28 protein-coding genes and 1 tRNA gene are annotated in these 25,158 nt (G+C 45.2%); 10 read left to right on the top strand and 19 right to left on the bottom strand.

All coding sequences use genetic code 11. The features are described 5' to 3' along the window. Positions 1–108 precede the first annotated feature (108 nt). Positions 109–1,995, top strand: a complete 1,887-nt coding sequence (locus tag H8710_RS11545; RefSeq protein WP_249295900.1) for a phosphotransferase — start codon at positions 109–111, stop codon at positions 1,993–1,995. A gap of 2 nt (positions 1,996–1,997) precedes the next feature. Next, positions 1,998–3,593 carry a BCCT family transporter gene (locus tag H8710_RS11550; protein ID WP_430413314.1) on the top strand — a complete coding sequence of 532 codons (1,596 nt, stop codon included), beginning with the start codon at positions 1,998–2,000 and terminating at the stop codon, positions 3,591–3,593. Between the two features lie 99 nt (positions 3,594–3,692). Here the strand turns inward: H8710_RS11550 and H8710_RS11555 are convergent, their stop codons facing one another. The 8 genes from H8710_RS11555 to H8710_RS11590 all read right to left on the bottom strand — a co-directional run bounded on the left by H8710_RS11555 (position 3,693) and on the right by H8710_RS11590 (position 10,436). After that, positions 3,693–3,971: a hypothetical protein gene (locus tag H8710_RS11555; protein ID WP_249295903.1), complete on the bottom strand. Its 279-nt coding sequence runs from the start codon at positions 3,969–3,971 to the stop codon at positions 3,693–3,695. Positions 3,972–4,193: 222 nt separating this feature from the next. Continuing rightward, positions 4,194–4,646: a hypothetical protein gene (locus H8710_RS11560; protein ID WP_249295905.1), complete on the bottom strand. Its 453-nt coding sequence runs from the start codon at positions 4,644–4,646 to the stop codon at positions 4,194–4,196. A gap of 107 nt (positions 4,647–4,753) precedes the next feature. Then, on the bottom strand, positions 4,754–5,335 hold the full coding sequence (locus H8710_RS11565; RefSeq protein ID WP_249295907.1) for a nucleoside/nucleotide kinase family protein: 582 nt from the start codon (positions 5,333–5,335) through the stop codon (positions 4,754–4,756). Positions 5,336–5,399: 64 nt separating this feature from the next. Beyond that, positions 5,400–7,142, bottom strand: a complete 1,743-nt coding sequence (locus H8710_RS11570; RefSeq protein ID WP_249295909.1) for an NADH-dependent [FeFe] hydrogenase, group A6 — start codon at positions 7,140–7,142, stop codon at positions 5,400–5,402. Positions 7,143–7,157: 15 nt separating this feature from the next. Beyond that, positions 7,158–8,945: an NADH-quinone oxidoreductase subunit NuoF gene (gene nuoF / locus H8710_RS11575; RefSeq protein WP_249295911.1), complete on the bottom strand. Its 1,788-nt coding sequence runs from the start codon at positions 8,943–8,945 to the stop codon at positions 7,158–7,160. Positions 8,946–8,957: 12 nt separating this feature from the next. Next, positions 8,958–9,326 carry a (2Fe-2S) ferredoxin domain-containing protein gene (locus H8710_RS11580; RefSeq protein ID WP_249295912.1) on the bottom strand — a complete coding sequence of 123 codons (369 nt, stop codon included), beginning with the start codon at positions 9,324–9,326 and terminating at the stop codon, positions 8,958–8,960. A gap of 30 nt (positions 9,327–9,356) precedes the next feature. Next, a complete protein-coding gene (locus H8710_RS11585) occupies positions 9,357–9,902 on the bottom strand; it encodes an ATP-binding protein (RefSeq protein ID WP_249295914.1) in 546 nt (181 codons plus the stop codon). Positions 9,903–9,941: 39 nt separating this feature from the next. Further along, entirely contained in the window at positions 9,942–10,436 is a 495-nt protein-coding gene (locus H8710_RS11590; RefSeq protein WP_249295916.1) for an NADH-quinone oxidoreductase subunit NuoE family protein, read from the bottom strand. A 419-nt stretch (positions 10,437–10,855) separates the two neighbouring features. Between H8710_RS11590 and H8710_RS11595 the strand changes: the two genes are divergently transcribed. From H8710_RS11595 to H8710_RS11620, 6 genes are all read left to right on the top strand, one after another. Next, positions 10,856–11,227, top strand: a complete 372-nt coding sequence (locus tag H8710_RS11595; RefSeq protein WP_249295918.1) for a DRTGG domain-containing protein — start codon at positions 10,856–10,858, stop codon at positions 11,225–11,227. Further along, entirely contained in the window at positions 11,202–11,621 is a 420-nt protein-coding gene (locus H8710_RS11600; protein ID WP_249295919.1) for an ATP-binding protein, read from the top strand. Before H8710_RS11595 ends, H8710_RS11600 begins: the two co-directional genes overlap by 26 nt. 73 nt (positions 11,622–11,694) lie before the next feature. Further along, positions 11,695–13,041, top strand: a complete 1,347-nt coding sequence (locus tag H8710_RS11605) for a [Fe-Fe] hydrogenase large subunit C-terminal domain-containing protein (RefSeq protein ID WP_249295921.1) — start codon at positions 11,695–11,697, stop codon at positions 13,039–13,041. Further along, positions 13,028–13,369, top strand: a complete 342-nt coding sequence (locus H8710_RS11610) for a DRTGG domain-containing protein (RefSeq protein ID WP_249295923.1) — start codon at positions 13,028–13,030, stop codon at positions 13,367–13,369. The genes H8710_RS11605 and H8710_RS11610 overlap by 14 nt, the downstream gene beginning before the upstream one ends. Positions 13,370–13,387: 18 nt before the next feature. After that, on the top strand, positions 13,388–14,074 hold the full coding sequence (locus H8710_RS11615) for a hypothetical protein (protein WP_249295925.1): 687 nt from the start codon (positions 13,388–13,390) through the stop codon (positions 14,072–14,074). 185 nt (positions 14,075–14,259) lie between these two features. Then, positions 14,260–14,336: transfer RNA gene (locus H8710_RS11620), tRNA-Arg, on the top strand. Between the two features lie 251 nt (positions 14,337–14,587). Here H8710_RS11620 and H8710_RS11625 read toward each other — a convergent pair. From H8710_RS11625 to H8710_RS11640, 4 genes are all read right to left on the bottom strand, one after another. Next, the gene (locus tag H8710_RS11625) at positions 14,588–16,021 is read right to left on the bottom strand and encodes a site-specific integrase (RefSeq protein ID WP_249295927.1); all 1,434 of its coding nucleotides are present in this window, start codon (positions 16,019–16,021) and stop codon (positions 14,588–14,590) included. Positions 16,022–16,038: 17 nt separating this feature from the next. Then, the gene (locus H8710_RS11630) at positions 16,039–16,236 is read right to left on the bottom strand and encodes a helix-turn-helix domain-containing protein (RefSeq protein WP_249295929.1); all 198 of its coding nucleotides are present in this window, start codon (positions 16,234–16,236) and stop codon (positions 16,039–16,041) included. Positions 16,237–16,342: 106 nt separating this feature from the next. After that, positions 16,343–16,720, bottom strand: a complete 378-nt coding sequence (locus tag H8710_RS11635; protein WP_249295931.1) for a type II toxin-antitoxin system PemK/MazF family toxin — start codon at positions 16,718–16,720, stop codon at positions 16,343–16,345. A gap of 485 nt (positions 16,721–17,205) precedes the next feature. Continuing rightward, positions 17,206–17,973 (bottom strand): RNA polymerase sigma factor, encoded by a 768-nt coding sequence (locus H8710_RS11640; RefSeq protein ID WP_249295934.1) that lies wholly within the window; start codon positions 17,971–17,973, stop codon positions 17,206–17,208. A gap of 168 nt (positions 17,974–18,141) precedes the next feature. On the opposite strand from H8710_RS11640, the gene H8710_RS11645 reads away from it, so the two are divergent. Next, on the top strand, positions 18,142–19,203 hold the full coding sequence (locus H8710_RS11645) for a hypothetical protein (RefSeq protein WP_249295936.1): 1,062 nt from the start codon (positions 18,142–18,144) through the stop codon (positions 19,201–19,203). On the opposite strand, the gene H8710_RS11650 is transcribed toward H8710_RS11645, so the two are convergent. The 5 genes from H8710_RS11650 to H8710_RS11670 are packed head-to-tail and all read right to left on the bottom strand — an operon-like array spanning position 19,195 to position 22,680. Then, on the bottom strand, positions 19,195–20,235 hold the full coding sequence (locus H8710_RS11650) for a nucleotidyltransferase family protein (protein ID WP_249295938.1): 1,041 nt from the start codon (positions 20,233–20,235) through the stop codon (positions 19,195–19,197). The genes H8710_RS11645 and H8710_RS11650 overlap by 9 nt on opposite strands. Further along, the gene (locus tag H8710_RS11655; RefSeq protein WP_249295940.1) at positions 20,225–20,500 is read right to left on the bottom strand and encodes a hypothetical protein; all 276 of its coding nucleotides are present in this window, start codon (positions 20,498–20,500) and stop codon (positions 20,225–20,227) included. Before H8710_RS11655 ends, H8710_RS11650 begins: the two co-directional genes overlap by 11 nt. Before the next feature lie 12 nt (positions 20,501–20,512). Continuing rightward, positions 20,513–21,400, bottom strand: coding sequence for an HAD-IIIC family phosphatase (locus H8710_RS11660; protein ID WP_249295941.1), 888 nt, complete (start codon positions 21,398–21,400; stop codon positions 20,513–20,515). Between the two features lie 3 nt (positions 21,401–21,403). Beyond that, the gene (locus tag H8710_RS11665) at positions 21,404–22,420 is read right to left on the bottom strand and encodes a radical SAM/SPASM domain-containing protein (protein ID WP_249295943.1); all 1,017 of its coding nucleotides are present in this window, start codon (positions 22,418–22,420) and stop codon (positions 21,404–21,406) included. Continuing rightward, complete coding sequence (locus tag H8710_RS11670; protein WP_249295945.1) at positions 22,417–22,680, bottom strand: HPr-rel-A system PqqD family peptide chaperone; 264 nt, start codon at positions 22,678–22,680, stop codon at positions 22,417–22,419. The genes H8710_RS11665 and H8710_RS11670 overlap by 4 nt, the downstream gene beginning before the upstream one ends. A 151-nt stretch (positions 22,681–22,831) precedes the next feature. On the opposite strand from H8710_RS11670, the gene H8710_RS11675 reads away from it, so the two are divergent. Continuing rightward, positions 22,832–23,491, top strand: coding sequence for a 4'-phosphopantetheinyl transferase family protein (locus H8710_RS11675; protein ID WP_249295952.1), 660 nt, complete (start codon positions 22,832–22,834; stop codon positions 23,489–23,491). 58 nt (positions 23,492–23,549) lie between these two features. Here the strand turns inward: H8710_RS11675 and H8710_RS11680 are convergent, their stop codons facing one another. Beyond that, positions 23,550–24,002: a signal peptidase I gene (locus H8710_RS11680; RefSeq protein WP_249295954.1), complete on the bottom strand. Its 453-nt coding sequence runs from the start codon at positions 24,000–24,002 to the stop codon at positions 23,550–23,552. Next, positions 23,995–24,789: a hypothetical protein gene (locus H8710_RS11685; protein WP_249295956.1), complete on the bottom strand. Its 795-nt coding sequence runs from the start codon at positions 24,787–24,789 to the stop codon at positions 23,995–23,997. The genes H8710_RS11680 and H8710_RS11685 overlap by 8 nt, the downstream gene beginning before the upstream one ends. Between the last annotated feature and the right edge of the window lie 369 nt (positions 24,790–25,158).

The following is a 25,158-nucleotide window of genomic DNA, read 5'->3' on the forward strand; positions in this document are numbered from 1 at the left end:
ACCGCAAATTTTTTACACTTTTTTTAAAAAAGCCTTGACAAATGAACAAAAGGTGAGTACAATGTTCATATATTGAACATTCAAAATTTGAACAAAGGAGTCCTGGTTTTGGAAGATTTGTTTCAGCTTCTAAAGGCAATCAACAAACAGCCTGTCACGAACCAGCGGGATTTGGCCAATGCGGTAGGGCTTTCTGTGGGGAAGGTCAACGCCCTATTAAAGGAAGCGGAGCAGCAGGGGTACCTGACTGTTTCCAGAGACGGTAAACGTTCCCGTTTTCTGATTACTGCAAAAGGGCAGGAACTGCTGGAGAACACCCTTTTGACCCAGAGGGCGACAAAGCTTACCCTTAAATCCGAGGGGAGCGGCCGCATTCGGACGGCGATTATTCTTGCGGCGGGCCGCCGGGACGATTTTGATCATCCGGTTTCGATGCTGAAGCTGGATGATACCCTGATCATCGACCGGAATCTCGCAACTTTGGAGAGTTGCGGCATCGAGCAGTTTGTGCTGGTGGCGGGCTATCAGGCAGATCAGCTCGCTGAACATCTCAGCGGCAAGCAAAATGTGACCATCATCAATAATCCGCGCTATAAATGGTCTGGCACCATGTATGGCCTCAGTTTGGTGAAGGGCCTCCTTCATGAGGATTTTCTCGTGCTGAAAAGCGACGTCGTGTTTGAGCAGCGGGCCGTTAACGAACTGCTCAAGGAAAAAAATCCTTTTTCCACCGTCATTGCGGCACCCAGTGGGCACAGCGATGAAGCATTTGTTGAACTGGACAGAGAGGGAAATATTTTCCGCATCAGCAAAGACATTCATCAGATCAACAAAGTTCAGGGAGAGCTTACTGGTATTGCAAAAATTTCCATGGAAGTGTTCGAAAAAATGATGGAATACTTTGACGGCAATCAGAACCCTTTCTTAAACTTTGAATATGTGCTGGAAAACATCGGGAGAATATACCGATTCACCGGCGTTATGGTGGACGATTTGGTCTGGAGCAAAGTGGAGACCAACGAGCAGTACCAGAATCTTATCAATATCGTTTATCCCCGTATTCTGCGGAAGGAAACGGAAATGAAAGAGAAATTTGCCGCGGATACTATTGTTGATATTCTTCACATTTCCAGGGAAGATATTGTGGAAATTTCCTTTGCCGGAGGCCTCACCAATAAGAATTACTATGTGGCGCTCAAAGATAAAGAGTACATTCTCCGGCTTCCCGGGATTATGACTCAGAGCATGATCAGCAGGGCGAATGAAAAGCGCAATGCGCAAATCGCCTCTGACAGAGGGATGAATTGCAAGCTTGTTTACTGCAACGCAGAAACCGGTGTGAAATTGAGCGAATACATCGAAAACGCTGAAACCCTTAACGGTCGAACCGTCAAGCTGGAAGAGAACGTCAAATTGGTGGCAAATATGTTAAAACAGCTTCACACTTCAGATTTCGTTATGGAAAATGATTTCAACCCATTTGACGAAACGCTTAAATATGAAAGCCTGTTCGACGGCCCCTGTGCAGACAGGATGTACGACGGTTATACGGAACTGCGGCCTCAATTTTTCGCTCTTCAGCAGCGGTTGCGGGAGTTGGGCTGGGATCAGAAGCCATGCCACAACGACCTGCTGGCCAATAACTTGGTCAAAAATGGAAATAATGGGCGGCTCTATCTGATTGACTGGGAATATTCCGGCATCAACGATCCCATGTTTGATGTGGCCTCCCTTTTTTTGGAAAACGAGTTTGCACCTGAGGATCAGGAACTGTTTTTCAACTATTATTTTATGGGCGAAGAAGTAGACTTAGCTCCCTATCAGGAGAAGATTCTGATTTTTCAGATTGCACAGGACTTTTTGTGGAGTGTGTGGACCGTCCTCAAAGAATCCAAAGGCGACGATTACGGCAGTTATGGGCAGGACCGGTTTGACCGGGCAGTTGTAAATATGGCAGCTTGGGAGGAATCCTACGGCCACAGCAAAGGAGAATGACAGTGAAAAAGACAACAGGTGAAAAACAGCAAATCGACTGGGGGATTACTATTTTTCCGCTGATTGCTATTTTAGTTCTGGCGGGAATGCTGATGCTCTTTCCCGACAGCGCCACACAGATTCTAGGCAGCTTGAAAGGCTTCCTCGTCAACGATCTGGGCTTTTTATATATGATTTTTGGACTGGGCGTGCTGCTCATTTCCTTATACATTGCGTTTTCCAAATACGGCAATATCAAACTGGGAAATCTGGAAAAACCCCGTCACTCCAACTTCAGCTGGGGCGCCATGATTTTTACTTCCACTATGGCGGCGGATATATTGTTTTACTCTCTGATTGAGTGGGGCTTCTATTATAACTCTCACCCATTCGGCATTGAGGCCCTGACCGCAGCACAGCGTCAGGATTATGCCTCTATGTTTCCGCTGTTCCATTGGGGTCCCATCGCTTGGGGATTTTATATTCTTCCCGCCGCCGCCTACGGGTATATGATGTACGTCAAAAAATCCCATAAGCAGCGAATGAGCGAAGCATGCCGACCTATTTTCGGCAAAAAGGTTGACGGCCCTTTGGGAAAAGTTATTGATATTTTTGCCATCGTGGGGCTTCTTGCAGCTACAGCTACCACATTCTCAGTGGCGACCCCCCTGCTGTCCGGGGCTTTCTGCACCCTGACCGGCATGGAAGCTTCTCCCATTGTAGATATCTGCATTCTCGCCTTTATCGCACTGGTTTTTACATTGGCAGTACTGTTTGGAATCAAAGGCATCTCTAAACTGGCCACTGTCTGCATCATTTTATTCTTCCTGCTGCTAGCAATTTTCTTCTTTTTTGGGCCCACTCGATATATCATTGAAAGCGGCATTACCGGACTGGGTGGGGTAGCCAACAACTTTATTTCCATGTCTACCTGGATGGATCCTCTACGCCTCTCCGGTGACGGAAACACTGGCTTTCCCCAGGATTGGACGATTTTCTACTGGGCTTACTGGATTTCCTGGTCAGTCGCGACTCCATTCTTCATCGGCAAAATTTCTGAGGGCCGCACCATCCGTCAGACCATTATCGGAGCATATATCAGCGGTGTTTCTGCTACTTTCCTCTCCTTTATTGTGTTCGGAAATTACGGTCTCTACCAACAAACCCACGGCATCATCGATCCGGCCGGAATCCTGGCGGCAGGTGGAAAACCAGCCGAGGCCATTCTCCAAATTTTTGGAACCTTGCCGTGGCCTAAAATCGGTATGATTGTTCTGGTTCTCGCCATGATCGCCTTCTACGCGTCCACATTTGATGCTTTGACGCTGGTCATTTCCTCCTACTCAGTCAAAAACATCAAAAGTGACGAAGAACCGAGCAAACAGCTTCGAATTTTCTGGTGCATTGTTTTTATTGTTCTTCCCACAGCGTTGCTGTTCAACGAAAGCACCTTGAGTCTGTTGCAAACGCTTTCTATTTGCGCTGCGTTGCCCATTATGATAATAATTGGGCTGATAATAGCTGGATTTATCAAGGACTTGCGAACCCGGCGCAAAGAAGTCGAAAAAACGACTGTCGAGAAAGTTTTGATTGTCAGCGATGAAATTGTAGAAGAATAGATTTTCCTGTTAATTTTAAATCCCCGCAGTATAATTTTGCGGGGATTTTTCCTATAGATAGGCAAAAAGGCAGAAACAAAGCCGTTTCTGCCTTTCTATTTATTCAAACCGAAGAATTCCCTTTCGGATCAACGCAGCGGTAATACGATAAATTTTTCCAAGCCAATCCTCTATCAATGCCGGTTTGACCTGATAGTAATCCGCCAGTTGCTTGATGGAGCACTTCTCTACAAAGTGAAGGGTTAAAAGCGTTTTAAGATCCATAAAATCCCCTACAGCCAAACGGACGCTCTGCATAAAAACACGGGAGGAAATCAGTTTGGCGAAGTTTCTTTGGTTATGGAGCAAATTATCGATTTGCGCGATATCTACGGCCATACACGGTGTCACCATCTTGAATGAAATATTTTGGGAATCGAAGTTTAAGGTCAGGATTAAAACGATTCACTCGCATCATTGCCAAAGGAATCGAGAGATGTCTTAATTTTGTTCACTATAGCGAGACAATATTTCGAATTGCAGTTATACGAAATACTCTGTTAATAATAGTACCATAAAAATCAATCGATATTTGTCGATAAAAATAGAAATACTCTTTTTTTACAAAAATTTTTTAAGAATTTCTACATTTTTTTCTTCTCCCTCCACCAGTTTTTTAGCTAATTTCAGGATATCCGGGTCAGTATCTGCCCCTTGCTGGTTCATTTCCTTTTGGATATCGACAATTCCCATCGAACTTCCCTGAACAAGCATCTGAGCCAGATGAGAAGGAGAGCGGTCAGTAAGGGTGTTTACTTTAATCATCAATGAAGCGGACACATCGTCCCACATGCCGGGCCCTTTTGGTTCTTCACCATGGGAACGGAGAAGGAGGGAAGCTTCGTCATTCATCTGGGTATACCAGTCCCGATGTTTTTGTAAAACCTGCAGAAAGTCGGGGTCTTCTGTAATTTCTGTGATTTCCTCCAGAGTCTTACGACCCATCTGAGAATTTTTATAAATGTCGTTGAGCATTTGAACGTCAGGATTATTCTGCTGCATAGAATTTATCATTCCTTTCTGGGAATAGGGCCATTTTGGTTTCTAAAAATTTTTTCCAACAAACAGCCCATTCACTATTTTTCTATATTATTCCCAAAAACAGCATATATTCAGGGGCTTTACAAAGAAGTTTTCTCTCTTTTTTGCTCTGTCGCTTTCCTTTGAATCCATGCAGCGATCATTTCAGTGCCGTTTTGCGGCATGGAGGAACCATTTAGAATGATATCCGCATACCAGCGGGTGGGAGCTACAAATTCGTCGTACCGGTAGCGGACGGAATCTAGGCAGTAGGATAGGATTTCTTCAAAATCCTGACCGTATTCCATATTTCGCTTCAGTCGTCGGGCCAGGCGCTCGTCTGCCTGACAATCCACATAAACTTTTCCGTCTAACCGGTTTCGGATTTTTTCGCAGCAGAAAAGCATAGCCTGCTCAATAAGGATTACGTCGGGATTTTTTTTCACTTCCTCTATAATTGCGCTGTCCATCGCTTCGAAATCCATAACATCTGGGTGGTTGTATTCGACATAGAGTTTTCCGGTAAAGGGGGCCGTGGTATTGGGCAATTTTTCCTTGTAATAGCAGTCGCCATTGATTAATGTGACGGATAAATAAGGCTCTAAAAGAGTCTTGAGTTTTAAACAAATAGTGGATTTGCCGCTGGCAGAACCGCCGGCAAACCCGATGATAAGCGGTTTCATTTCCATCACTCCCAGGTAACAGTTTAGAAAAAATCCCCGGTGCAAACCGGGGATTTTTGACGAATTAATATTTGGGTCTCGCCACATAAGAGGTGTGCAAAATCTTGTGTGCCTTGTGGCTGCCGGGTTTTTCCAGATACTCGGAATACAGGGTCTTGATCCAGGGATTTTCGTGGGATTTGCGGAGCCCCATTCCAGAATCGGTATCATAGAGGGCTTTGGCACGGAGCGCTTTCAGATCTACAAAGTTGCGAACCGAAGCGGGCTGGAAGGGCTGTCCGCCGCCATTGACGCAGCCGCCGGGACAGGCCATGATCTCGATGAACTGGTAGTCGGCTGTGCCGTCCTTAATCATCTGGAGGACCTTCTTAGCATTAGCAAGGCCGGAGCAGACCGCAACCTTCACATCCATGCCAGCAATGTTGTAAGTAGCTTCCTTGATGCCGTCGGTACCGCGGACGTCGTTAAATTCCACCGGCTGCATATCCTTGCCATTGAGCCAGTCGTTGGCGGTGCGGAGGGCAGCCTCCATTACGCCGCCAGTAGCGCCAAAGATGAGGCCAGCGCCTGAACCGGTTCCCAAAGGATTGTCAAACTCCTCGTCGGGCAGGTTTTTGAAGTTTAAGCCTGCAGTTTCGATGAGGCGGGCAAGCTCTCTGGTGGTCAGCGCGATATCGATGTCGGGAACGCCGGCAGCGGCCTGATCGTCACGGCCCATCTCGAATTTTTTGGCGGTACAGGGCATGACGCTGACGACGACGAGATTTTTGGGATCAATGCCGTTTTTCTCAGCGTACCAGGTTTTGGCGATGGCGCCAAACATCTGCTGGGGCGATTTGCAGCTGGACAGGTGGGGCAGCAGATCGGGGAAGTAGTGTTCGCAGTACTTGACCCATCCGGGAGAGCAGGAGGTAATCATGGGCAGAACGCCGCCGTTCTGGACGCGTTCTACAAACTCGTTAGCCTCTTCCATAATGGTCAAGTCAGCGGAGAAGTCGGTATCGAATACACCGTCAAAGCCCATTCTGCGGAGAGCGGCGACCATTTTGCCTTCCACGTTAGAGCCGATAGGCATACCGAACGCCTCGCCCAGAGTGACACGGATGGAAGGAGCGGTCTGGACGATAACGGTCTTTTCGGGATCATTTAATGCTTCCCAAACCTTTGCGGTGTAGTCTTTTTCCATCAAAGCGCCGGTGGGGCAGGCTACGATGCACTGGCCGCAGGAAACGCAAGAGGTTTCGCCCAGTTTCGCTTCAAATGCACAACTGATATTTGTTTTGAAGCCGCGCTCGTTGGCACCGATGACGCCCACATCCTGCCACTGGCGGCAGACTGCTGCACAGCGGCGGCAGAGGACACATTTGCTATTGTCGCGGATCATATGAGCGGCGGAATCGTCAATCTCATACTCATTTTTTTCGCCCTCGAAGGCATTTTCGTTATAGATGCCGTTGTCCACACAGAGCTTCTGCAATTCGCAGTCGCCGCTTTTAAGGCAGGACAGGCAGGATTTGTTATGGGTGGAGAGCAAAAGCTCCAGGTTGGTACGGCGGGCATCCAAAACCTTTTTGGTGTTTGTGAACACTTCCATGCCTTCGTTAACGGGATAGACGCAAGCCGCGACCTGGGCTTTGGCGCCCTTGACCTCAACGGTGCAGATGCGGCAGGCGCCGATCTCGTTAATGTCTTTCAAATAACAGAGGGTCGGGATATCGATTCCCACCTGGCGTGCTGCTTCAAGGATTGTAGTCCCGGGGGCAACAGCGACAGGCATATTATTGATTTTTAAGTTAATCATTTCCATGCTGGGCCACACTCCTTATCTCTTTACGATAGCGCCGAATTTACATTTCTCAATGCAGGCGCCGCACTTGATACATTTGTCCTGATTGACCACATGAGGATTCTTGACGGTTCCCTCGATAGCACCCACCGGACAGGTTCTGGCGCATAGGGTACAGCCTTTACATTTATCCTCCAGGATGACGACCTGCATCAGGTGTTTACAAACGCCGGCAGGGCATTTCTTGTCGACTACGTGAGCGACATATTCGTCACGGAAGTATTTGAGGGTCGATAAAACCGGATTAGGGGCCGTTTGACCCAGGCCGCAGAGGGAGTTTGCCTTGATATAGTAGCAGAGCTCTTCCATTTTGTCCAGGTCTTCCAGTGTCGCCTGGCCGCGGGTGATTTTGTCGAGCATCTCATAGAGACGTTTGGTGCCGACACGGCAGGGGGTACATTTTCCGCAGGATTCGTCCACGGTGAATTCCAGGAAAAATTTTGCGATGTCCACCATACAGGTGTCTTCGTCCATAACGATGAGACCGCCGGAGCCCATCATGGACCCTATCTCAATCAGATTATCATAGTCGATCTTGATATCGAAATGGGACTCGGGGATACATCCGCCGGAAGGCCCTCCGGTCTGAGCAGCCTTAAATTTCTTTCCGTTGGGGATACCGCCGCCGATTTCCTCGACGACTTCCCGCAGGGTGGTACCCATAGGAACCTCTACAAGGCCGGTATTTTTGATTTTACCGCCCAAGGCGAACACTTTAGTACCCTTGGACTTCTCGGTGCCGATGGAGCTGAACCACTCAGCGCCGTTTAGGATGATTCTCGGAATGTTGGCATAAGTTTCCACGTTATTCAAAACGGTGGGTTTGCCAAACAGGCCTTTGACTGCCGGGAAAGGAGGACGGGGACGGGGTTCGCCGCGGTGGCCTTCGATGGAAGTCATCAAAGCGGTTTCCTCGCCGCAGACAAATGCGCCTGCACCCAGGCGGAGTTCCAGATCGAAATCAAAACCGGAATCAAAAATGTTTTTGCCCAGCAAGCCGTATTCTCTTGCCTGATCAATAGCGATCTGAAGGCGTTTAACAGCGATGGGATACTCTGCACGAATGTAGATGTAACCCTGGTTGGCGCCGATGGCGTAACCGGCGATTGCCATGGCCTCGATAACCACATGAGGGTCGCCTTCCAAAACAGAACGGTCCATAAACGCGCCGGGGTCACCTTCGTCGGCGTTACAGGCAACGTATTTCTGATCGGCCTGGTTAGCGGCGGCAAAGCTCCATTTTAATCCGGTGGGGAACCCTCCGCCTCCGCGTCCGCGCAGGCCGGAATCCTTGATGATCTGGATAACCTGATCGGGGGTGTACTCAGTCAGTACTTTACCCAGCGCTTCGTAGCCGTCGGTACCGATATACTCATCAATGTTTTCAGGATTGATAACGCCGCAGTTGCGGAGAGCGATACGGTGCTGTTTGGCGTAGAAATTGGTATCGTTTAAGGATTTGACCTCGTCTTCCTGCACTGTCTCTTTATAAAGCAGGCGTTTGACGATACGGCCTTTTAAAAGATGTTCGCTGACGATTTCAGGAATATCCTCTGCTTTCACTTCCGAGTAGAAGCATCCCTCGGGATATACGATCATGATCGGGCCCAATGCGCAGAGGCCGAAGCAACCGGTCTTGACGACTTTTACTTCTTCCTCCAGCCCGTTTTTCTTAATTTCACTTTCCAGGGACTCGATAATCGCCTGGCTGCCGGAAGAAGTACATCCGGTACCTCCGCAGACAAGTACGTGTGAACGAAACATGGTGCGACCTCCTTATTTTAAGTTTCCGATGGTATACTCGCTGACGACGTTGCCGTTGACCAAATGGTCGGTAACGACCTTTGCCACCTTGTCCGCGGTCATTTTTACATAAGTCGTTTTTTCGCCGTTTGCGTCGATTACTTCGACGACGGGCTCATACTGGCAGATGCCGATGCAACCGGTTTGGGTGACGGTTACGTTGTGGAGATTTCTCTTTGCCACTTCTTCGGTAAACGCGTTGAGCACCGGTCTTGCGCCAGCGGCAATACCGCAGGTCGCCATGCCGACGACGACACGAATATTGTCGCCGTTTTCCTCACGGAGATTGACATTGTTTTTCATTTTGTCGCGAATGGCTTTCAGTTCTTCTAAGCTTTTCATTTAGCTGCACCACCTTATTGATTTGTGTCTTTATTTTCGGTTTAATTCGCTGTCGTTTTCGGTGAGAAATTCCTTTAAAAACGTCAGTACTTCGGGGGAATTTAAGGGCACACCTTCCAAAATCGTGCGGATCTCCCTGGTGTCCAATTCGAAGGACTTTCCGTCAATTTCTCTTCTGTAGAGAAAGTCCAGCTGCGGGTTCACCGAGATAAGAGACAGCATCGTGGCGTTGATATCGCCCAAAGGCAGCATATCAAAGTGGTTGGTGTGGTATGTAGCGGTTGTACGGGTTCCTTTTCCCACCTCCGATTCGATGGAAAAGGTTCCTCCCGTCGCTTCGGCGGACATTTTGAAAAACGGCACGCCTAAGCCTACTTTTCGGGTTGTCCGCGTTGTAAAAAAGGGGTCCATCACATTTTTTATCTGTTCTTCGGTCATGCCGCAGCCGTCGTCCTCAATGGAAATTGAGAGAAGGTGCCTTGGCGTGTCCTCCAAAACCGTTATGGTTACGAGCGATGCATTCGCCCGGATGGAATTCTGCGCAATGTCCAGTACGTTCAGCGACAGTTCCTGCATAAAGCTTCACCGGTCCCTTTCGTTTGTGGACTTTGTCCCTTATGCGTATTTGGCCAGAATGTCGTCCACGTCGTCGGGGGTAATTTTGCCGTAGACATCTTCGTTGACGGTCATGACGGGAGCCAAGCCGCATGCGCCGACACAACGGCAGGCCTCGAGAGAGAATTTGCCGTCGGGAGTACACTGGCCGCCCTGAATACCCAGGCGCTGCTGTAAACGGTCGTAAATGTCGCCGGAACCTTTGACGTAGCAGGCGGTGCCGAGGCAGACTGATACCTTATATTGTCCCTTGGGGTACAGTGAGAATTGAGCGTAGAAGGTGACGACGCCATAGACCTCTTCCAGCGGGATGTCAAGGCCTTCCGCGATAATAGTCTGGACTTCGATGGGCAGGTAGCCGTAAATTTCCTGAGCTTCCTGCAAAACAGGCATCAAAGCGCCTTTTTGATCCTTGTGTTTCAGGATGACCTCTTTGAGCTCTTTTTCCTGTTCCGGAGTGCCTTTGAATGCAACACCGGCGTTTTTGTTAGACATAGATGAACCTCCTTATGATTTGATTGCAGGTAGATTGACGCAATTTGAGTCTTTCAAAAAAGCGGCAGCCGCCTTCTGAAAAGCACCCTGTCACATATATATGGGACAGGGCTCCAAATTATCTGCCATATTTTTCTGATATGCCAGATATATCATGGATGCATACCCGTTTATTATAGCATTTTTCGGCAAAAAATGCTATCTATTATCTTGTATAAGAGAATTTTGTTTTTTTGTCGAAATTAGACAAAAAGTAGGCAGTTGATTCGGAACTATTGAAACCAAAGCAAAAACAGTCTATAATGAAAAGAACTTATCCGGAAATTAATCATATTCCCCTATTTTTTTGCTAGGCATCATGATTTTTTGGCATATTCGCCGCAAGGGGGACATGAACAGCATACGAAGGAGGAACTCCCATGAATGTACGGCAAGTAGCGGAGCTTCTGGACGCCCAGGTCCTCTGCGGAGAAGATAACCTTGATACCGAAGTGCACGATGCCTGTGGCTCCGACATGATGAGCGACGTCCTGGCATTTGTCAAAAATCAGGCGGTGCTGCTAACCGGCCTCGTCAACATCCAGGTGGTGCGGACGGCTGATATGATGGATATGGTCTGTATCGTCTTTGTCCGCGGTAAAATGCCCGATGATGATATGATCGCTTTGGCGCGCCGAAAAGGCATGGTGCTCCTGAGCACCCGCCACAGGATGTTTACCGCGTGCGGCCTCCTGTGGGACAACGGATTGCGGGGGGGAGTTACCGATGAACTCGTTGAAACTGACCTATGAGGTAGACGGCGAAGATTTCACCCGGGCAGGAGAAGCGTCCTCTAATGTGAAAAAACAGCTTCGAAAACTCGGCATTTCTCCGGAAGCCATCCGCAAGGTTGCCATTGCCCTCTACGAGGGAGAGATCAACATGGTGATCCACGCCGACGGCGGAAATATCGACGTGGAGATCACACCGGAAAAAATCAGCATGGTGCTCAAGGATCAAGGCAAGGGGATCGCCGACATCGACAAGGCCATGCAGGAGGGCTACTCCACCGCGCCGGACGAGGTGCGGAGCCTGGGCTTCGGCGCCGGCATGGGCCTTCCAAACATGAAAAAATACTCCGACGAAATGCGCATTGAGAGCACTGTCGGGGTGGGGACCACCGTTTATATGACGGTGAACCTGTAAATACCTGACGCAAAGCCTCCGCGGAATCTTCCGCGGGGTTTTCGATTCACACCGAAAAAAGGGGGTAATCGGGATGCAGGAATTTTTCCATTCGGTAACGCTGGACAAAGACAAGTGCCGGGGCTGCATCAACTGTATCAAGCGCTGTCCTACTGAGGCCATCCGGGTGCGGAACAAAAAAGCTTATATCATCGCCGAACGGTGTATCGACTGTGGGGAATGTATCCGGGTCTGCCCGCATCACGCCAAAAAAGCGATTTTTGACGAACTCAGTGTCATCCACCGTTTTGAATATGTTATTGCGTTGCCTGCGCCTTCTTTAATGGCGCAGTTCAACAACCTGGAGGACGTGGATATCGTCCTTAACGCCCTTTTGAAGTTTGGGTTTGACGATGTGTACGAAGTGGCCAAAGCAGCGGAAATCGTCTCCGCCGTGACTCGAAGCCTGATGAAAAGCGGCAAGCTCATAAAGCCAGTGATTAGCTCTGCCTGCCCGGCGGTGACGAGACTTATCCGGGTGCGTTTTCCCGGCCTCATCGAACATGTTTTGCCGTTAAATGCGCCCATTGAGGTGGCAGCCCGCCTGGCAAAAAAGGCGGCAGCGGAAAAAACTGGCCTGCCGCCCGAAAAAATAGGAGCGGTGTTTATTTCGCCATGTGCTGCCAAGGTGACGGCAACCAAAATGCCTTTGGGAACCCAGAAGAGCGCAGTGGACGCCGTATTGGCTGTCAGCGAGATTTATCCAAAGCTTTTCCCCCTTATGAAAGAAGTAGCGGACGACGAGCCGGTCATTTCCAGCGAGGCGGGCCGCATCGGCCTGTCCTGGGGCAGCAGCAGCGGAGAGTCATCGGGGCTCATCAACGATAACTATCTGGCGGCTGACGGCATCGAGAACGTAATCCGGGTTCTAGAAGATCTGGAAGACGAAAAATTCCAAAATGTGGATTTTATCGAACTAAACGCCTGCAATGGCGGCTGCGTCGGCGGTGTCCTCAACGTAGAGAACCCATATGTGGCCAAAACCAAGCTCAAACGCATCCGCAAGAATCTGCCGGTCAGCATGAACCACGTGGAATCGGATGATTTGGATCTTCAAGGTGTGATTGTTTGGGATACGCCGCTGGAATACGTTCCGGTTTTGAAGCTGGACGACGATATGATGACTGCCATGGAAAAGATGGCCAAAATCGAAGAAATTACTGAGCAACTGGAGGGCCTCGACTGCGGTTCCTGTGGGGCTCCGTCCTGCCGGGCGCTGGCAGAGGACGTGGTGCGGGGGCTTGCCTCGACTGATGACTGTATTTTTAACTTTAAGTCCAATATTCAGACTCTGTTAAACGATGTACATAAAATTGAGGAGTATATCCCCCGGCCCTTCCGGGCCGGAGAGAAGGAGGACAGCAGCCATGACGCCAATTGAGTTTGCCAAAAAACACGGTTTGGAAGTGGCCTCGGAAGGTGAGGGAAATATCCGTGATATTTCCGGCATCTATTGCTGTGACCTTCTCAGCATGGTCATGGGCCGTGCGAAGGAGGATAACGCCCTCATTACCATCATGGGAAACGTCAACACTGTAGCGGTGGGTGTTTTGGCGGACGTTAGCTGTGTCATCCTCTGTGAGGGAATCCGTCTGGATGACGCCTGCCTGCAAAAGGCCAAGGACCAGGAAGTGTGTGTCCTCTATTCGCAGGCTTCAAATTTTGATACCGCCTTAAAGCTGGCGAAAGAACTGGGGCTTTGCTCATAGGAAAAGGGGGTGGATGGAATGCGGATAACCTATGATTTTCACATCCATTCCTGCCTTTCCCCCTGTGGCGACAACGATATGACGCCAAATAATATTGTCGGCATGGCAGGAATTTTAGAACTTGATGCTATCGCTGTCAGCGATCACAACAGCGCCTTGAACCTGCCGTCTATCTGCAAGCTGGGGCAGGAGCAGGGCATTTTGGTGGTTCCTGCTATCGAAATCACTACAGCGGAAGAAGTTCACATATTGTCCTTGTTTCCCTGCTTGGATGCCGCCCTGAATATGGGAGAAGAGCTCTATGCCCTGCTTCCCGATGTGCCCAACGATCCGGAAATTTTTGGCGACCAGCTGATTATGGATGAAGACGATAAGGTAATCGGAACGGTGGAAAAGCTTCTCATTAACGCTACAAGCCTATCCATCGAAAAGGTTTTTGATAAGGTGAGGGGCTACGGGGGCGTTCCCATCCCCGCCCATATTGATAAATCAGCTTATTCTGTCATCTCCAATCTGGGATTTATTCCGCCGGAATTGAACACGCGGACAATTGAGGTGAAAAATCCGCCGTATCCGTCGGCTGCAGATTATAAAGTCATTACAAACTCGGATGCTCACACGCTGGAAACTATGAGTATGCACGAGGAGAATACCATTGAAATACCGGGCAAAACTGTCAATAATATCCTTGCGCTTTTGAGCTGAAACAGAAAGTTTTTTGGACTTCCCTGTAAAAAACTGTTGACAAATTTTGCGAGCTATGCTATCATATAATACGTTGTCGATACGGAGACAAAACAACATGATGATGCGCCATTAGCTCAGCTGGATAGAGTGTTTGACTACGAATCAAGTAATTCTTGTGGCGCGGAGGTTGAAAAAATTAATATGCGCCCGTAGCTCAGCTGGATAGAGTGTCTGACTACGAATCAGAAGGTCGTGGGTTCGAATCCCGCCGGGCGTGCCAAAAAAAGCCCGCTATTATGGGACTCGCGGGTTGCTTTGCACCATAAGAGAATGTTTCTCTAATCAATCGGTTAAAAGATGGTTAGAGAAATATTTTTTTGGTTAGAAAAAGTATTTTTAGTTTTGTTTTTTCTGGGTTGTTTATCAAATTTTTCGTCTAACCGATTCTCTAAAGGATAGGAATAGGTGTAATAAGTACAGTAAGATAAAATTAAATAGAGCAAGTGCGATTTATGTTGTTTCTTGCGGGAGTTAACTTCCGTTAAGAATGGCGGTAAGAAGTGCTTTTTGCATATCGGGGTTATCATTTGATAACTCCAGTAAGAGGGTGCGGGTCGTGGCATCCTCTTTTGCTTTTTCAACTAGTGCCGCCAGAAGAGGATTCATATTTTTTTGAAAGGTATTATGATTTTGGTTATAAAAACTTTCCTCAAACCTATCTACAAGCCGTTTCCGTGCACTGTCTTGTCCGTGGGTGTAATGTTCGATCATTTCCATTGTTGAATGGCCCGTAATTCCCTGAACTGATTTGTAATCGCCGTGGCTTTTGGCTACAAAAGATGTAGTCCCAGAGTGGCGTAAACCGTGAAAGTCCAACTCTGGAAAATTTTCTTTGCGCTCCTTTTGCCAGGCCTCAAACCACTTCGTGATAAGGGCTGGCTCGATGGGATTTCCATTTTCCAGACAAAAAAGCAGACCATAATCGTTGTATTGATTACCTAATCTCTTTTTATCTTGCTGAATCTGATCTAATCTTTGCTGAATTTCTTTTACCAGTGGCGCGGTAAGAAACATATCCCGGACGCTTTTTTTCGTTTTAGGAACTTTTAATACTAAACAGGATTTTACCTTTTTGTCCTCAACTACATTGGGAAATACAAAAGAAATAGCCTCTCTTCGGGTCTTCTTTAGAGCTTCCTTGGTGATACGCTGTAAGATAGTGCGAATAGCCACTCGACTGTTTTTCAGATCAACACAGTTAATCAAAATACCCGTCACTTCTCCCCCGCGTAATGCCCCTACAAAGGCCATGTGAATTGCGAGATGAAGCAATTGCTTATTATCTTCTTCCAACAAGGAAAGGGCATATGCCATTGTCTCATCATCCCAGATTGCCTTCTCCACCTTTTCATATTGAGGCTTATCCTTGGGCATAGGAGATTCTGCCAGTAGCTTTTCATCCACAGCATCGTTGAAAAAAGTTCTTAATGCCGTATCAACCCCGCGAATGGTGTATTGAGACAGGTATTTTTTCTTTTCCGGTGGAATAGAGTTATCACTTTCCAGCGGTCGAACTCGTACACCCCCGATATAGGTAGATTTTAGCGTTCTGCTAAGAATTTCAAAAAGCTTTTCAATGTCTTTTGTCCGAATCTTCTGCATCTGCATATATCCCAAATAGGGTATAATGTGATTTGCAAAATGAGACTGATAAGTAGAATAGTTTTTAGGACTCCATTTTGGAGCTTTTTTCTCCAGCCATAGGGGATAGTATTGTTCTAATGTCACATTGTTGGGAATGACGACTTTTCCCTGCTTCAGCAATACCTTTAAATTATCGATCCGATCTTGAGCAGCTTCTTTACTTTCAAAGCCAGACTCCCACACTTGTTTAGAGTTTCCAAAATTGTCTTTTAATTTATAAACGACATAGATGTTACCGTTACGATTTACGATACTTGCCATATACATGCCTCCGTTTGTTAACTGTTCAGCCAACTGTCGAAGGAAGCTTTATTGATTCTAAGTAGCCGGGGACCGCAGCGCTTCACAATAAATTCTTTGGTTTTACTACAAAAATCATAAGCGGTACGCTCTGACATTCTCAGAATTTTGGCTACGTCGGATACGCAGTAAACTTCTTCACTATCAGTTAATGGCTGAATATTATCTTTTTTCATTGGCACCTATCCTTTCGAAAACGGGCAACTCGATTTTTTCTTTCCTCCTTACCGACAAATTGTGCATCCATATTATACCAGAAAGAAGAACGGTTGACCACGGTATTTAGAGATTTTGGTTATCGACATTAAAATATATTAAGCCTACACTAACAGCAAGCGCGTAATCTACTTGTTTCATCAGAATGTCGTTTAACGAACCAATAAACTCTCCAAGCCTTTCACGGTCGATAGTACGGATCTGCTCTAATAAGATGATAGAATCTTTTTTGAGCGGAGGTACTCGCAATAACCGCACATGAGTTGGGAGATGACTTTTATGGATTATTTGGCTGGTAATTGGAGCGACAATCATAGTAGGACTATACTGATTACCAATATCATTTTGGATCACTAACACTGGGCGATAGCCCCCTTGCTCAGAGCCAATTACTGGATTGAGGTCTGCATAGTAGAGATCCCCCCTTTTGATAATCTGATTCACGTTTACCTCCCATTTAAGTAGACAAAAGCGGGATCAGTAGGACTGATCCCGCTTTTGTTATACAATTTCAATATGTGTTCTATTTGTCCTCAACGTCCCGAACACAGGGAATCATCAGACTGCCGTCAGCATACCGGCATCACGGGAATTCCACCCCTCCGAGGTTCGCCCGGAGCTGCCCCCATTGCGTGATCCCGCTTTCGGGCGGGGCTGTGGCTGGACAGGAGTATCATTGTCCCTTTTGCTGGTTATGGCCATATTGGAATGCTATTTTCTAAAAATTTAGAAAATTCCAATACTGATAGCCTGTTGTTTGTCGCTTCCCGTATCATACTGATACAGATCATGGCGCAACTGCTGTCTGGGCTCGCAGCAAAAGGAAAGTATCTGGTGATTATCTATTCGGTTGTCAAGATACCGTGTGTTGTTTAGGTTGAGCGAAAGCAAAACTCGCTTTCACTTATCGTCCTAAAAACAGGATAGTGTTACCCTAACTCCTTAAATAATTTTTTTAGTTTTTGGATAGCCAAATATACTGATTTTGCTACATTTTTATGGCTTATCCCTTCCATCTGAGCAATCTGCCTGAAAGACAGACCCTTGACAATATGTAAAACGAATCTTCTCTGCTGCACTTCGGTCAATATGCCACTTTCTAATAACCCTTGTACTGCTTGTCCTGCATATCTGAGGTTGTTCGTTTCTATCCACTCGTCCTCCAGAGGAAGGGTAGAGCATTGCTCTGTTGTTTCTACGCTATGCAAGGAAATATTGCGGCGAGTTTTTGCACTGTCCTCCCGATCCTGTTTATAATATATTGCGTCAGAGAGGGCTTTTAGTTCGGCAAAGTCGGCTTCGGTTTTTTCCGGGTTATCCCGCAGATAATCAGTCAACGTCACTTCCACAATACCATCGGAAAACTTGTATACGATACCCTCACTGAATTTATTAAGGGCATAATCACTGTTTTTATAATTTTTCAATTGTAGTTCCTCCATTTCAGTTGATTTTTGAGAATCAAACTGAAACGGAGGAGAGCGGCAGCCGATGCTGCCCAATAATATCCTGTAAAAATCAGAAAAGCCAAACCTATCTCCATAAAAATCTGGGATAAGTTTGGCTGTATATTTATAATGACATTTTAAGCCCGCAGGCGGTGCATTATCGTTATTTGGTCTTTCAGCAGTCCTTTTTTGACGTTTTTGCCTTTTCCTGTTGGTCCAACGACACTTTAAAAATCCAAATATTATCACTCCAACCACGTGGCAACACGGCAAAAAGCGGTTGGGGACTGACTGTAAAGGCCATATTACCAGATAATCTGTGACCTATTAACCAGTTGAGTAACGTTCTTGATTTTTTTACATAATTGCATTATTCTATAAATGGAAGTATAAACACCCGTTGACAAGGAGGAATTGATGAAAAATGTACTGCCGGTAGAATATCCGATTGTAACAGGCTATCCCGTAATAGCTAATGCTTTATCTATTTTGCAAACCCAGGAAAAAACAATGAACTGGATTTTGCTGAATCTGATGGTGCCAATTGTTTGGTACGATGCTGAAAGTGATAAAGTGTTAATTGACTTAGGGGGAGATCACACCCCTTGGAATACCCGGTATCTTTATGATGACTGCCCATATCTAACCGTTTACCGGTATGACAGAACATGGTTTCATGAGCAAAATCAGGATATCATTGCCTTTATAAAATGGAACATTGATAGCGACAAATATATATATACCGATGTGTGCAAAAAATTTATTTCTGAGTACCGGTCTAATAACCCCGAAAGAATGCACGACTTATTTATTTACGGATATGATGATGAAGCGCAAATACTCTTTGGCTCCGACTTTTTTCATGGCGAGAAGTACCAAAATATTAATGTGTCATTTGATGACTATAGAAAAGCTTTTGAAGCAGTAGAAGAGCAACAACTTCCTCATCGCGTTGAACAAACTACCGATATTATGGCAATCACAAACAGGGAATTGTTTAATACCTGGCTGGCCGTGGATTATGAAGATTCCCAATCTGTTTTAGTAATACTAAAAGAACGGATACTAGAATGTCTTGGAAAGACAAACGCAAGCTATATGCGTCTTGGAGATGAGAAGGTTGCTTACGGAATCAATAGTTATGACTTACTGCAAAAATATTTTCAAGATAAAAATTTCTATGAATCGAAATGCTCTTACTATAATCGTATGTTTGTCCAATTTTTAGTAGAGTATAAAGGCATTCTATTAAAAGTTTGCAGGGACTTATTAAAAAGTGATGAGTTAGCTGTACAAGCAGAGGAACTGATTAATTTAGCCAATATAATAAAAGGTTTTGTACTGAAATCTACGATAAGACGAATCTGTTCTTCCGCTGAACGTGAAAAGCTTATAGCCTATTTAAAAAAATCAAAAAAACAGGAAACCGATTTACTCCAAAATATGCTCACTCATATTGATTCACTAATATTACATTAAGCATTTATTTAAAGCAATTTTCTTCCGGTCTGCATCGTCCAGTATTCCATCCATTAACTTAGATATATTTTCGGTAAAAAGCCGTTCTGGGAAAGGCACAGACCAGGTTTTTCGCTCGGCATCCGTTAATCTAAGGCTGCCCAGCAAATGGTCATCTCGATAAACTTCCCACATTTTCAAAAGATTCGTCAAGCTGGGATCATCGAATATCTGATTGGTATAGTAAAGGCAATAGTATAAATACGACCCAACTGATAGAGCTTCGCTGTGCTGACGCAGGAGTTTCCAGTCAAGATGTAAATTCCGAACTGTATAGTAGTAAATATCGCAAAAGAGGGAGAGCCGCAGGCTGCCTTCATACAAAAGGTAAATGGAATTCATATCTTTATAGTGGTGGAGGCAAAGCGAAAGAAATGCCATCTCTGGCGCGAGCCGTTTCACCGTTATCCCTGCAATTTCCATTTCTATCGAGTGTGATAGCACATATTCCATATCAGTGTTCTGCGCACTTTCACCCCACATGATGTCCAGATTAACATCCACGTTTACATAAGGACATAAGGGATTCGACGCCTTTTTGATAAACGGCGCTGTTTGATGGCTCATTGCTGTTTGGAATAACAGCTCTTTTCTGGAGTAGGGGACGATACCGCCGTCCGTAACCTTTCCCTGGATAAATCCATGCTTTTGAAAGATGCTCTTGATGACATCGACATACTCTCTGGAAGTGAGTGTGTCGATGTCACCGGATGCCCGGAAAAAAGGAGAACCGTATGCGTCCTGAGATAGAACAGCCCCTTTGATGGCAGCATAGGGAATTTGATGGATTTCTGCAAAAACAGGCGCGCATACCTGATAACGTGTTGCGGCGGCTGCTTTTGCAAGCTGGATATCCATGTTGACCTTTGCGTCTCCTGTCAGATGCCGCAGGTACAGGCATTTGTGTCTTTCTAAAAGAGGAATCAGCTCGGGACAGCTTATGTTTTCTTTCACAAGTTTTTGAATTTTTTCCAGGATGAAATCATGATTCATGTACTGTCACTCCATGACTCGGATAAAAATCAGCATACCGGCAATTCTTTTCGTTTGGCCGATAAACTCCTACCAATGGTTCGTTGGACAAGGTTTGTAGTTTTTGCAGCAGCATTTCTTCTATCCCCCGATCAAACACCCGACAGGAAATGAAAAAGCCTTCAATGATATTTTGACGCAGCACCCCCATGCCCACAATTCCCATATCCCCGTAAATATCGGATATTTCTAATGAGACCACTTGGTAATCGGGACAAAAGAGCATATCACGTATATCCTACTCAGAATATCTGATACTGGATAAGTTAAACCGGTTTGTCCGATGAGAGAGCTCGGATAACCGTTTTGCTTGGGACTGTACTGCTTTTGCACAGGTAATTACAGTTTGCAGCGAGGCGTTATATTCCTCCACGCTGCCACAGCAAATCCGCTGTTTCTCCCGTTTTTTCTGCTCCCGATACAGAACTGTTCGGTTCCTTTCTTCACTTTCCGTGTGAGGAAAGGAACTTTTGATTTTTTCCATGAAATTCAAGTTCGTGTAATCCACTAAAATCGTCTCTACCTCTGGAAGCATAGCGGATACCAGCCCCAATTCATAGGGCATATCATCTGCAAAAACAAAACTGTCGGGGAACAGGGAAAGTTCTCTCGCAATTTCCCGGATGTTGCTGACCTTATCATTTCGATTGACCTTAGATAATATAACGTGTTCTTCTTTGAGAATCATCCTTTTGTCCTGGAACACCTGGCGGATGGTTTGGAGATCACTTTTGCTGCAAATGCAGAGCAGAACTCCTTTTTCGTATAGAGAGATTAGTCCTTTTTGCAGGGCGATTACATCATCGTCTATAACGATTTCTTCTTCACCGGCAATCCCTTTCCACAAAACATTGTCACAATCCAGAATGAGGCATTTTTTTACTGGAGCAAAATAAGATGAAAGCATGGTTTGCAGTTTGGCCAGGGTATTGAATTTGTCAAATAACAGGTCGCTGTCCCGAATCTCGATCTGAAACTCATCCTCTAATGCCACGATAAGCTCAATAAACCTGAGAGAGTCCAGCCCGATTTCCGAGAGTTCCTGTTCCGGTGAAATAGAAGATATTTTTTCTACAGGCTGCCTTAATACATTGGCAAGGCAGCGAAAAACAACGTCTTGATTCATCACTTAATTTCCTTTCATTCTAGAAAGACTTTGCTTTAAAAAGATCAACTTTCGATACTCGCATTCTCCGTCGTCTTGTAATGGGTCGCCGTTTAAATTAGCGGCTGCTGCCATACACCCTTTGGAGCATCCTTCTCTTAATAGGCATTTATTGCACCCGTAATCTATTTGCAGACGCTTTTGTGAGAGTCCTGCCATTTCCTGCGCCTTTTTTTCGACGGAAGCTATATCGAGCTGAAAAATATTCCCAAGGCTATAGCGGGTGTCATAAAGAGTTTGGCAGGGCTGTATGGAACCATCCGGTTTGATACAGAGAGATAAGTTGTCTATACCGTCTAAGTAAGGGCATTTCATAGAACATAATGGCAAAAAAACCTCTGTATGAAATTCCTGATTGAGACGCTCAATAAGCTTCAGAGCCTGCATTTTTTGCTGCGGCGACAGGCTTTTATCGTCCCAATGCTCCGACCCGTTGCCGGATTTGTAGATAAAGGAAAACTCCGGGAGAAATCCAAGAGAGATAGCCAGCCGATAAAAGCTTTCGATGTCGTCGTAATTCAGCTGTGAAATGACCATTTTGAGTAGGGGAGTGCTGCCTTCATTGTGAATTTGCTGCGCAAAAGAGATTGCTTTTTTAAAAATTCCTTTTCCCCTGGTTTTCTCATTTTTTTCTTCACTGGAGCCGTCCAGACTGATTTGCAGGGTGAAATTTTTTCTCGTATTCAGCATTTCAATAAGCTTGTCGTCAGAGTTTGTCCCATTGGTCACGATACCAAAAGACAGATCGGGATACTGATCCACTAAATCGAGAACATTGTGGAAAGCGGTGTGTAAAGTGGGTTCGCCGCCGGAGAGAATGACCCGGCGCAGCCCATAGGGGAGAAATTTTTCAATCATGGTTATGAGCTGCGCCTTGGAAACCTCTTTTCTCTCCCTGTTTAAGCTCGAGCGATTGTAGCAGGTGCGGCAATTCAAATTGCACTGGTTGGTAATTTCCACATAGATGACTTTTACTCTCATAGTACTTCAACAATCCTTTTCGCAACGGTATCCTGCAAAAACTCTTCCACATCCTCCAGGATTTCGTCGGGGGAAACCTCATAAATCGCGCACAGCTTTTGGAGCAACATGTCCAAATCACAGGGCTCTTCCAAAGCCCCCAGAATATCGATGCCGACTTCATCAAAAAAGTGGGTGTCTCCGCTTTCCGGGTCAAAGACGGCAAGAGAAGTTTCGTCGTTTTGGATGTACTCCATTTTTTTGTTTTTTTGATAAATCATAATATTTTCCTCTTTTCTTAAAATTATTTTCTGATATAATTGATATATAAGTAGATAATTTTATTCACATTATTTTAGAAGAAATATATCCACAAAAAAGTGCTTTAAATAGAGTGTTACTAGCCGGATCAAGCTGGAAATGAGACATCGTATGATTCAGTGTTATTATACAAAGATAAGTCCTGCAATTGTCGCAGATAAATTTGAGTGGCTTATGTCCTTTCTGCCAAAAGAGAAGCAAAAACAAATCACACTATTTCAAAACGATATAGATAAAAAACTTAGTCTGTATTCTGATATTCTGGTACGGCTTATAACAATAAAAACTTTAAATATTTGTAATAAGAAAATTGTTTTTGGAAAAAACCAATATGGTAAGCCGTTTCTTCTGGGGACTCACGATTTTTCTTTCAATCTTTCACACACAAGAGAAGCTGTCATAGTGGCAATATCGGATAAGCCAATTGGAGCTGATATTGAAAAAACACGAGACGCTCCTTTAGATATAGCAAATCGTTTTTTTACTATTAATGAACAAAAATATATCAAACAGGCATCCACTAATGTCGATAAACGTTTTTATGAAATTTGGACTCGAAAAGAAGCGTACATCAAATACATTGGAAAAGGGCTAGCCATTCCGCTACCTTCTTTCGATGTTCTAGAACCTGACATATCACCTCATATTGAGACTATAACAACAGATAATTACCTCATATCGGTGTGTAGTGAATATGTGAACTACAGGCTGCCGCTTGTCGAACTGTCTGAGTCCATGATGGAAAGTCTGGCTGAGAAACTTTTGTCGTAGCTATTCATATTTGTCATTTTCTCGCTTTGTATAGTGGAGGGTATTTTATTTAGAGGATCTATGATCCTTCCAAAATAAATTTCTGGTATAATTGATATATAGATGATTGTTTTGTTTTTTCTGCATCGTATCGACAGCGGACAAAGGCTCGGTTCACCTGCATCGACAAAGCAATAAGCCGTGCAGGACAGGGGCGGATCGGATGGCCGTTTATAGCAATTACCTTTCCGACAATTTGGTTATCAGAAATATCTTCCAGGCGAAAGGCGTTGTCCCCTTTACAGAAAAACACCCCGTCCTTTTTTTCTAAAAGCCGATGCACCAATAGTTCCTCATTTTTATAGGTAAAGACTAAAATATCTCCGATTTCATATTTTTTCTGCCGCTGGACAGTAATCACATCTCCTTCGTAGAGGGTGGGATTCATGCTGATGCCCACAACAGAGATTTCCATTGCATTTCCTGTTGCCATCTGGGCGAATAGTACCTTTTGCAACAGTTTTTCATCCATTCCGAATCACCTCTGCGACAAAATCCATATCATAATAAAATAGTTGGGAGCATTTTTGTTTTGCCAGCGTGGCGATGAAATTCAGATAATCAGCATTGATGGTATAGTCAGTGACCGGGGCCTTCATTAGGGCGGCCATTTTATCATTAGTTGACATTTCGATCAACCGATTTTCGGCTTCCGTCCTCTGGATAAAGAAAATGTGTCCAAGAGGCATAGGCCTTTCCACACAATTGGCCGGAGTATAGGCATATCGAATATTTTCTTCATCTCCGAATAGTTCTAAGCTATCAGGCGCCGACTGCAATTTTTGTAAAACTTCAAGTCCGCCCTGCCGCAGATGAATCGGCGTTTGATTTGGGTGGATCGCAAGGCTCGTCCGATCCAACAAAATACAGTCGTCAGTTATGTAATCAAAGCCGATGTGGGTCAGATAGCTCGCCAGTGTGGTCTTTCCGCCAGTTGTAGGCGCCAAAAGGAGAAATGCTTTTTTCCTGTATCCGACTGCTGCCCCGTGAAGAGCAAATATTGTTTTATCATAGCGGGTGTTATCGCAGATAATATGGGTGATTTCAGATATTGCGTTTGGCGTAGTCATAGTATTTCCTTCAAATGCAATCCGGTACTGACTATCTTCCCGAATAGCAGTAATGACTTTGCCCTTGGGCTTATTTGAAACTGTAATATACTTTCCATACTTTAAGCATAAAGAGCGGCTTAGATGATTACAGTTTGTTTGTATTGTAAAATCAGTTTGAAATGGTGTAGTTAGATATAAAGTCAGCATACGGGAACTCCTTATAATCATTTTGCTAATATTATACAATATTTTCCAAAAAAAATTCTATATATAGACAAGAAATATTAAAACATTAACATTTATCCATATAAATTAGGATATTTATTCAATAATTGTCTATTTAAAACCTTTAAAAGCATAGTATATTACTATACAGACTGAACTAAAATTATTGACACTAGAAATGTGGCGATAAAAATGAGCAACATTAAATTTTTAAAAGAGCCTGGTTATGTCCTTGATTTGCTACATATTTTTATCTTTCATTTCAACAAGAATCATTTGGCTTCTTATCTCAATTTTGGGTAATGTCAAGGATTTTTCGCAAAATGGTTTGCAGGGCCTGGCATGAGTGAA

Origin of the sequence: Fumia xinanensis (genome assembly GCF_014384905.1) — a bacterium.
GTDB classification, from domain to species: Bacteria; Bacillota; Clostridia; order Oscillospirales; family Ruminococcaceae; genus Fumia; species Fumia xinanensis.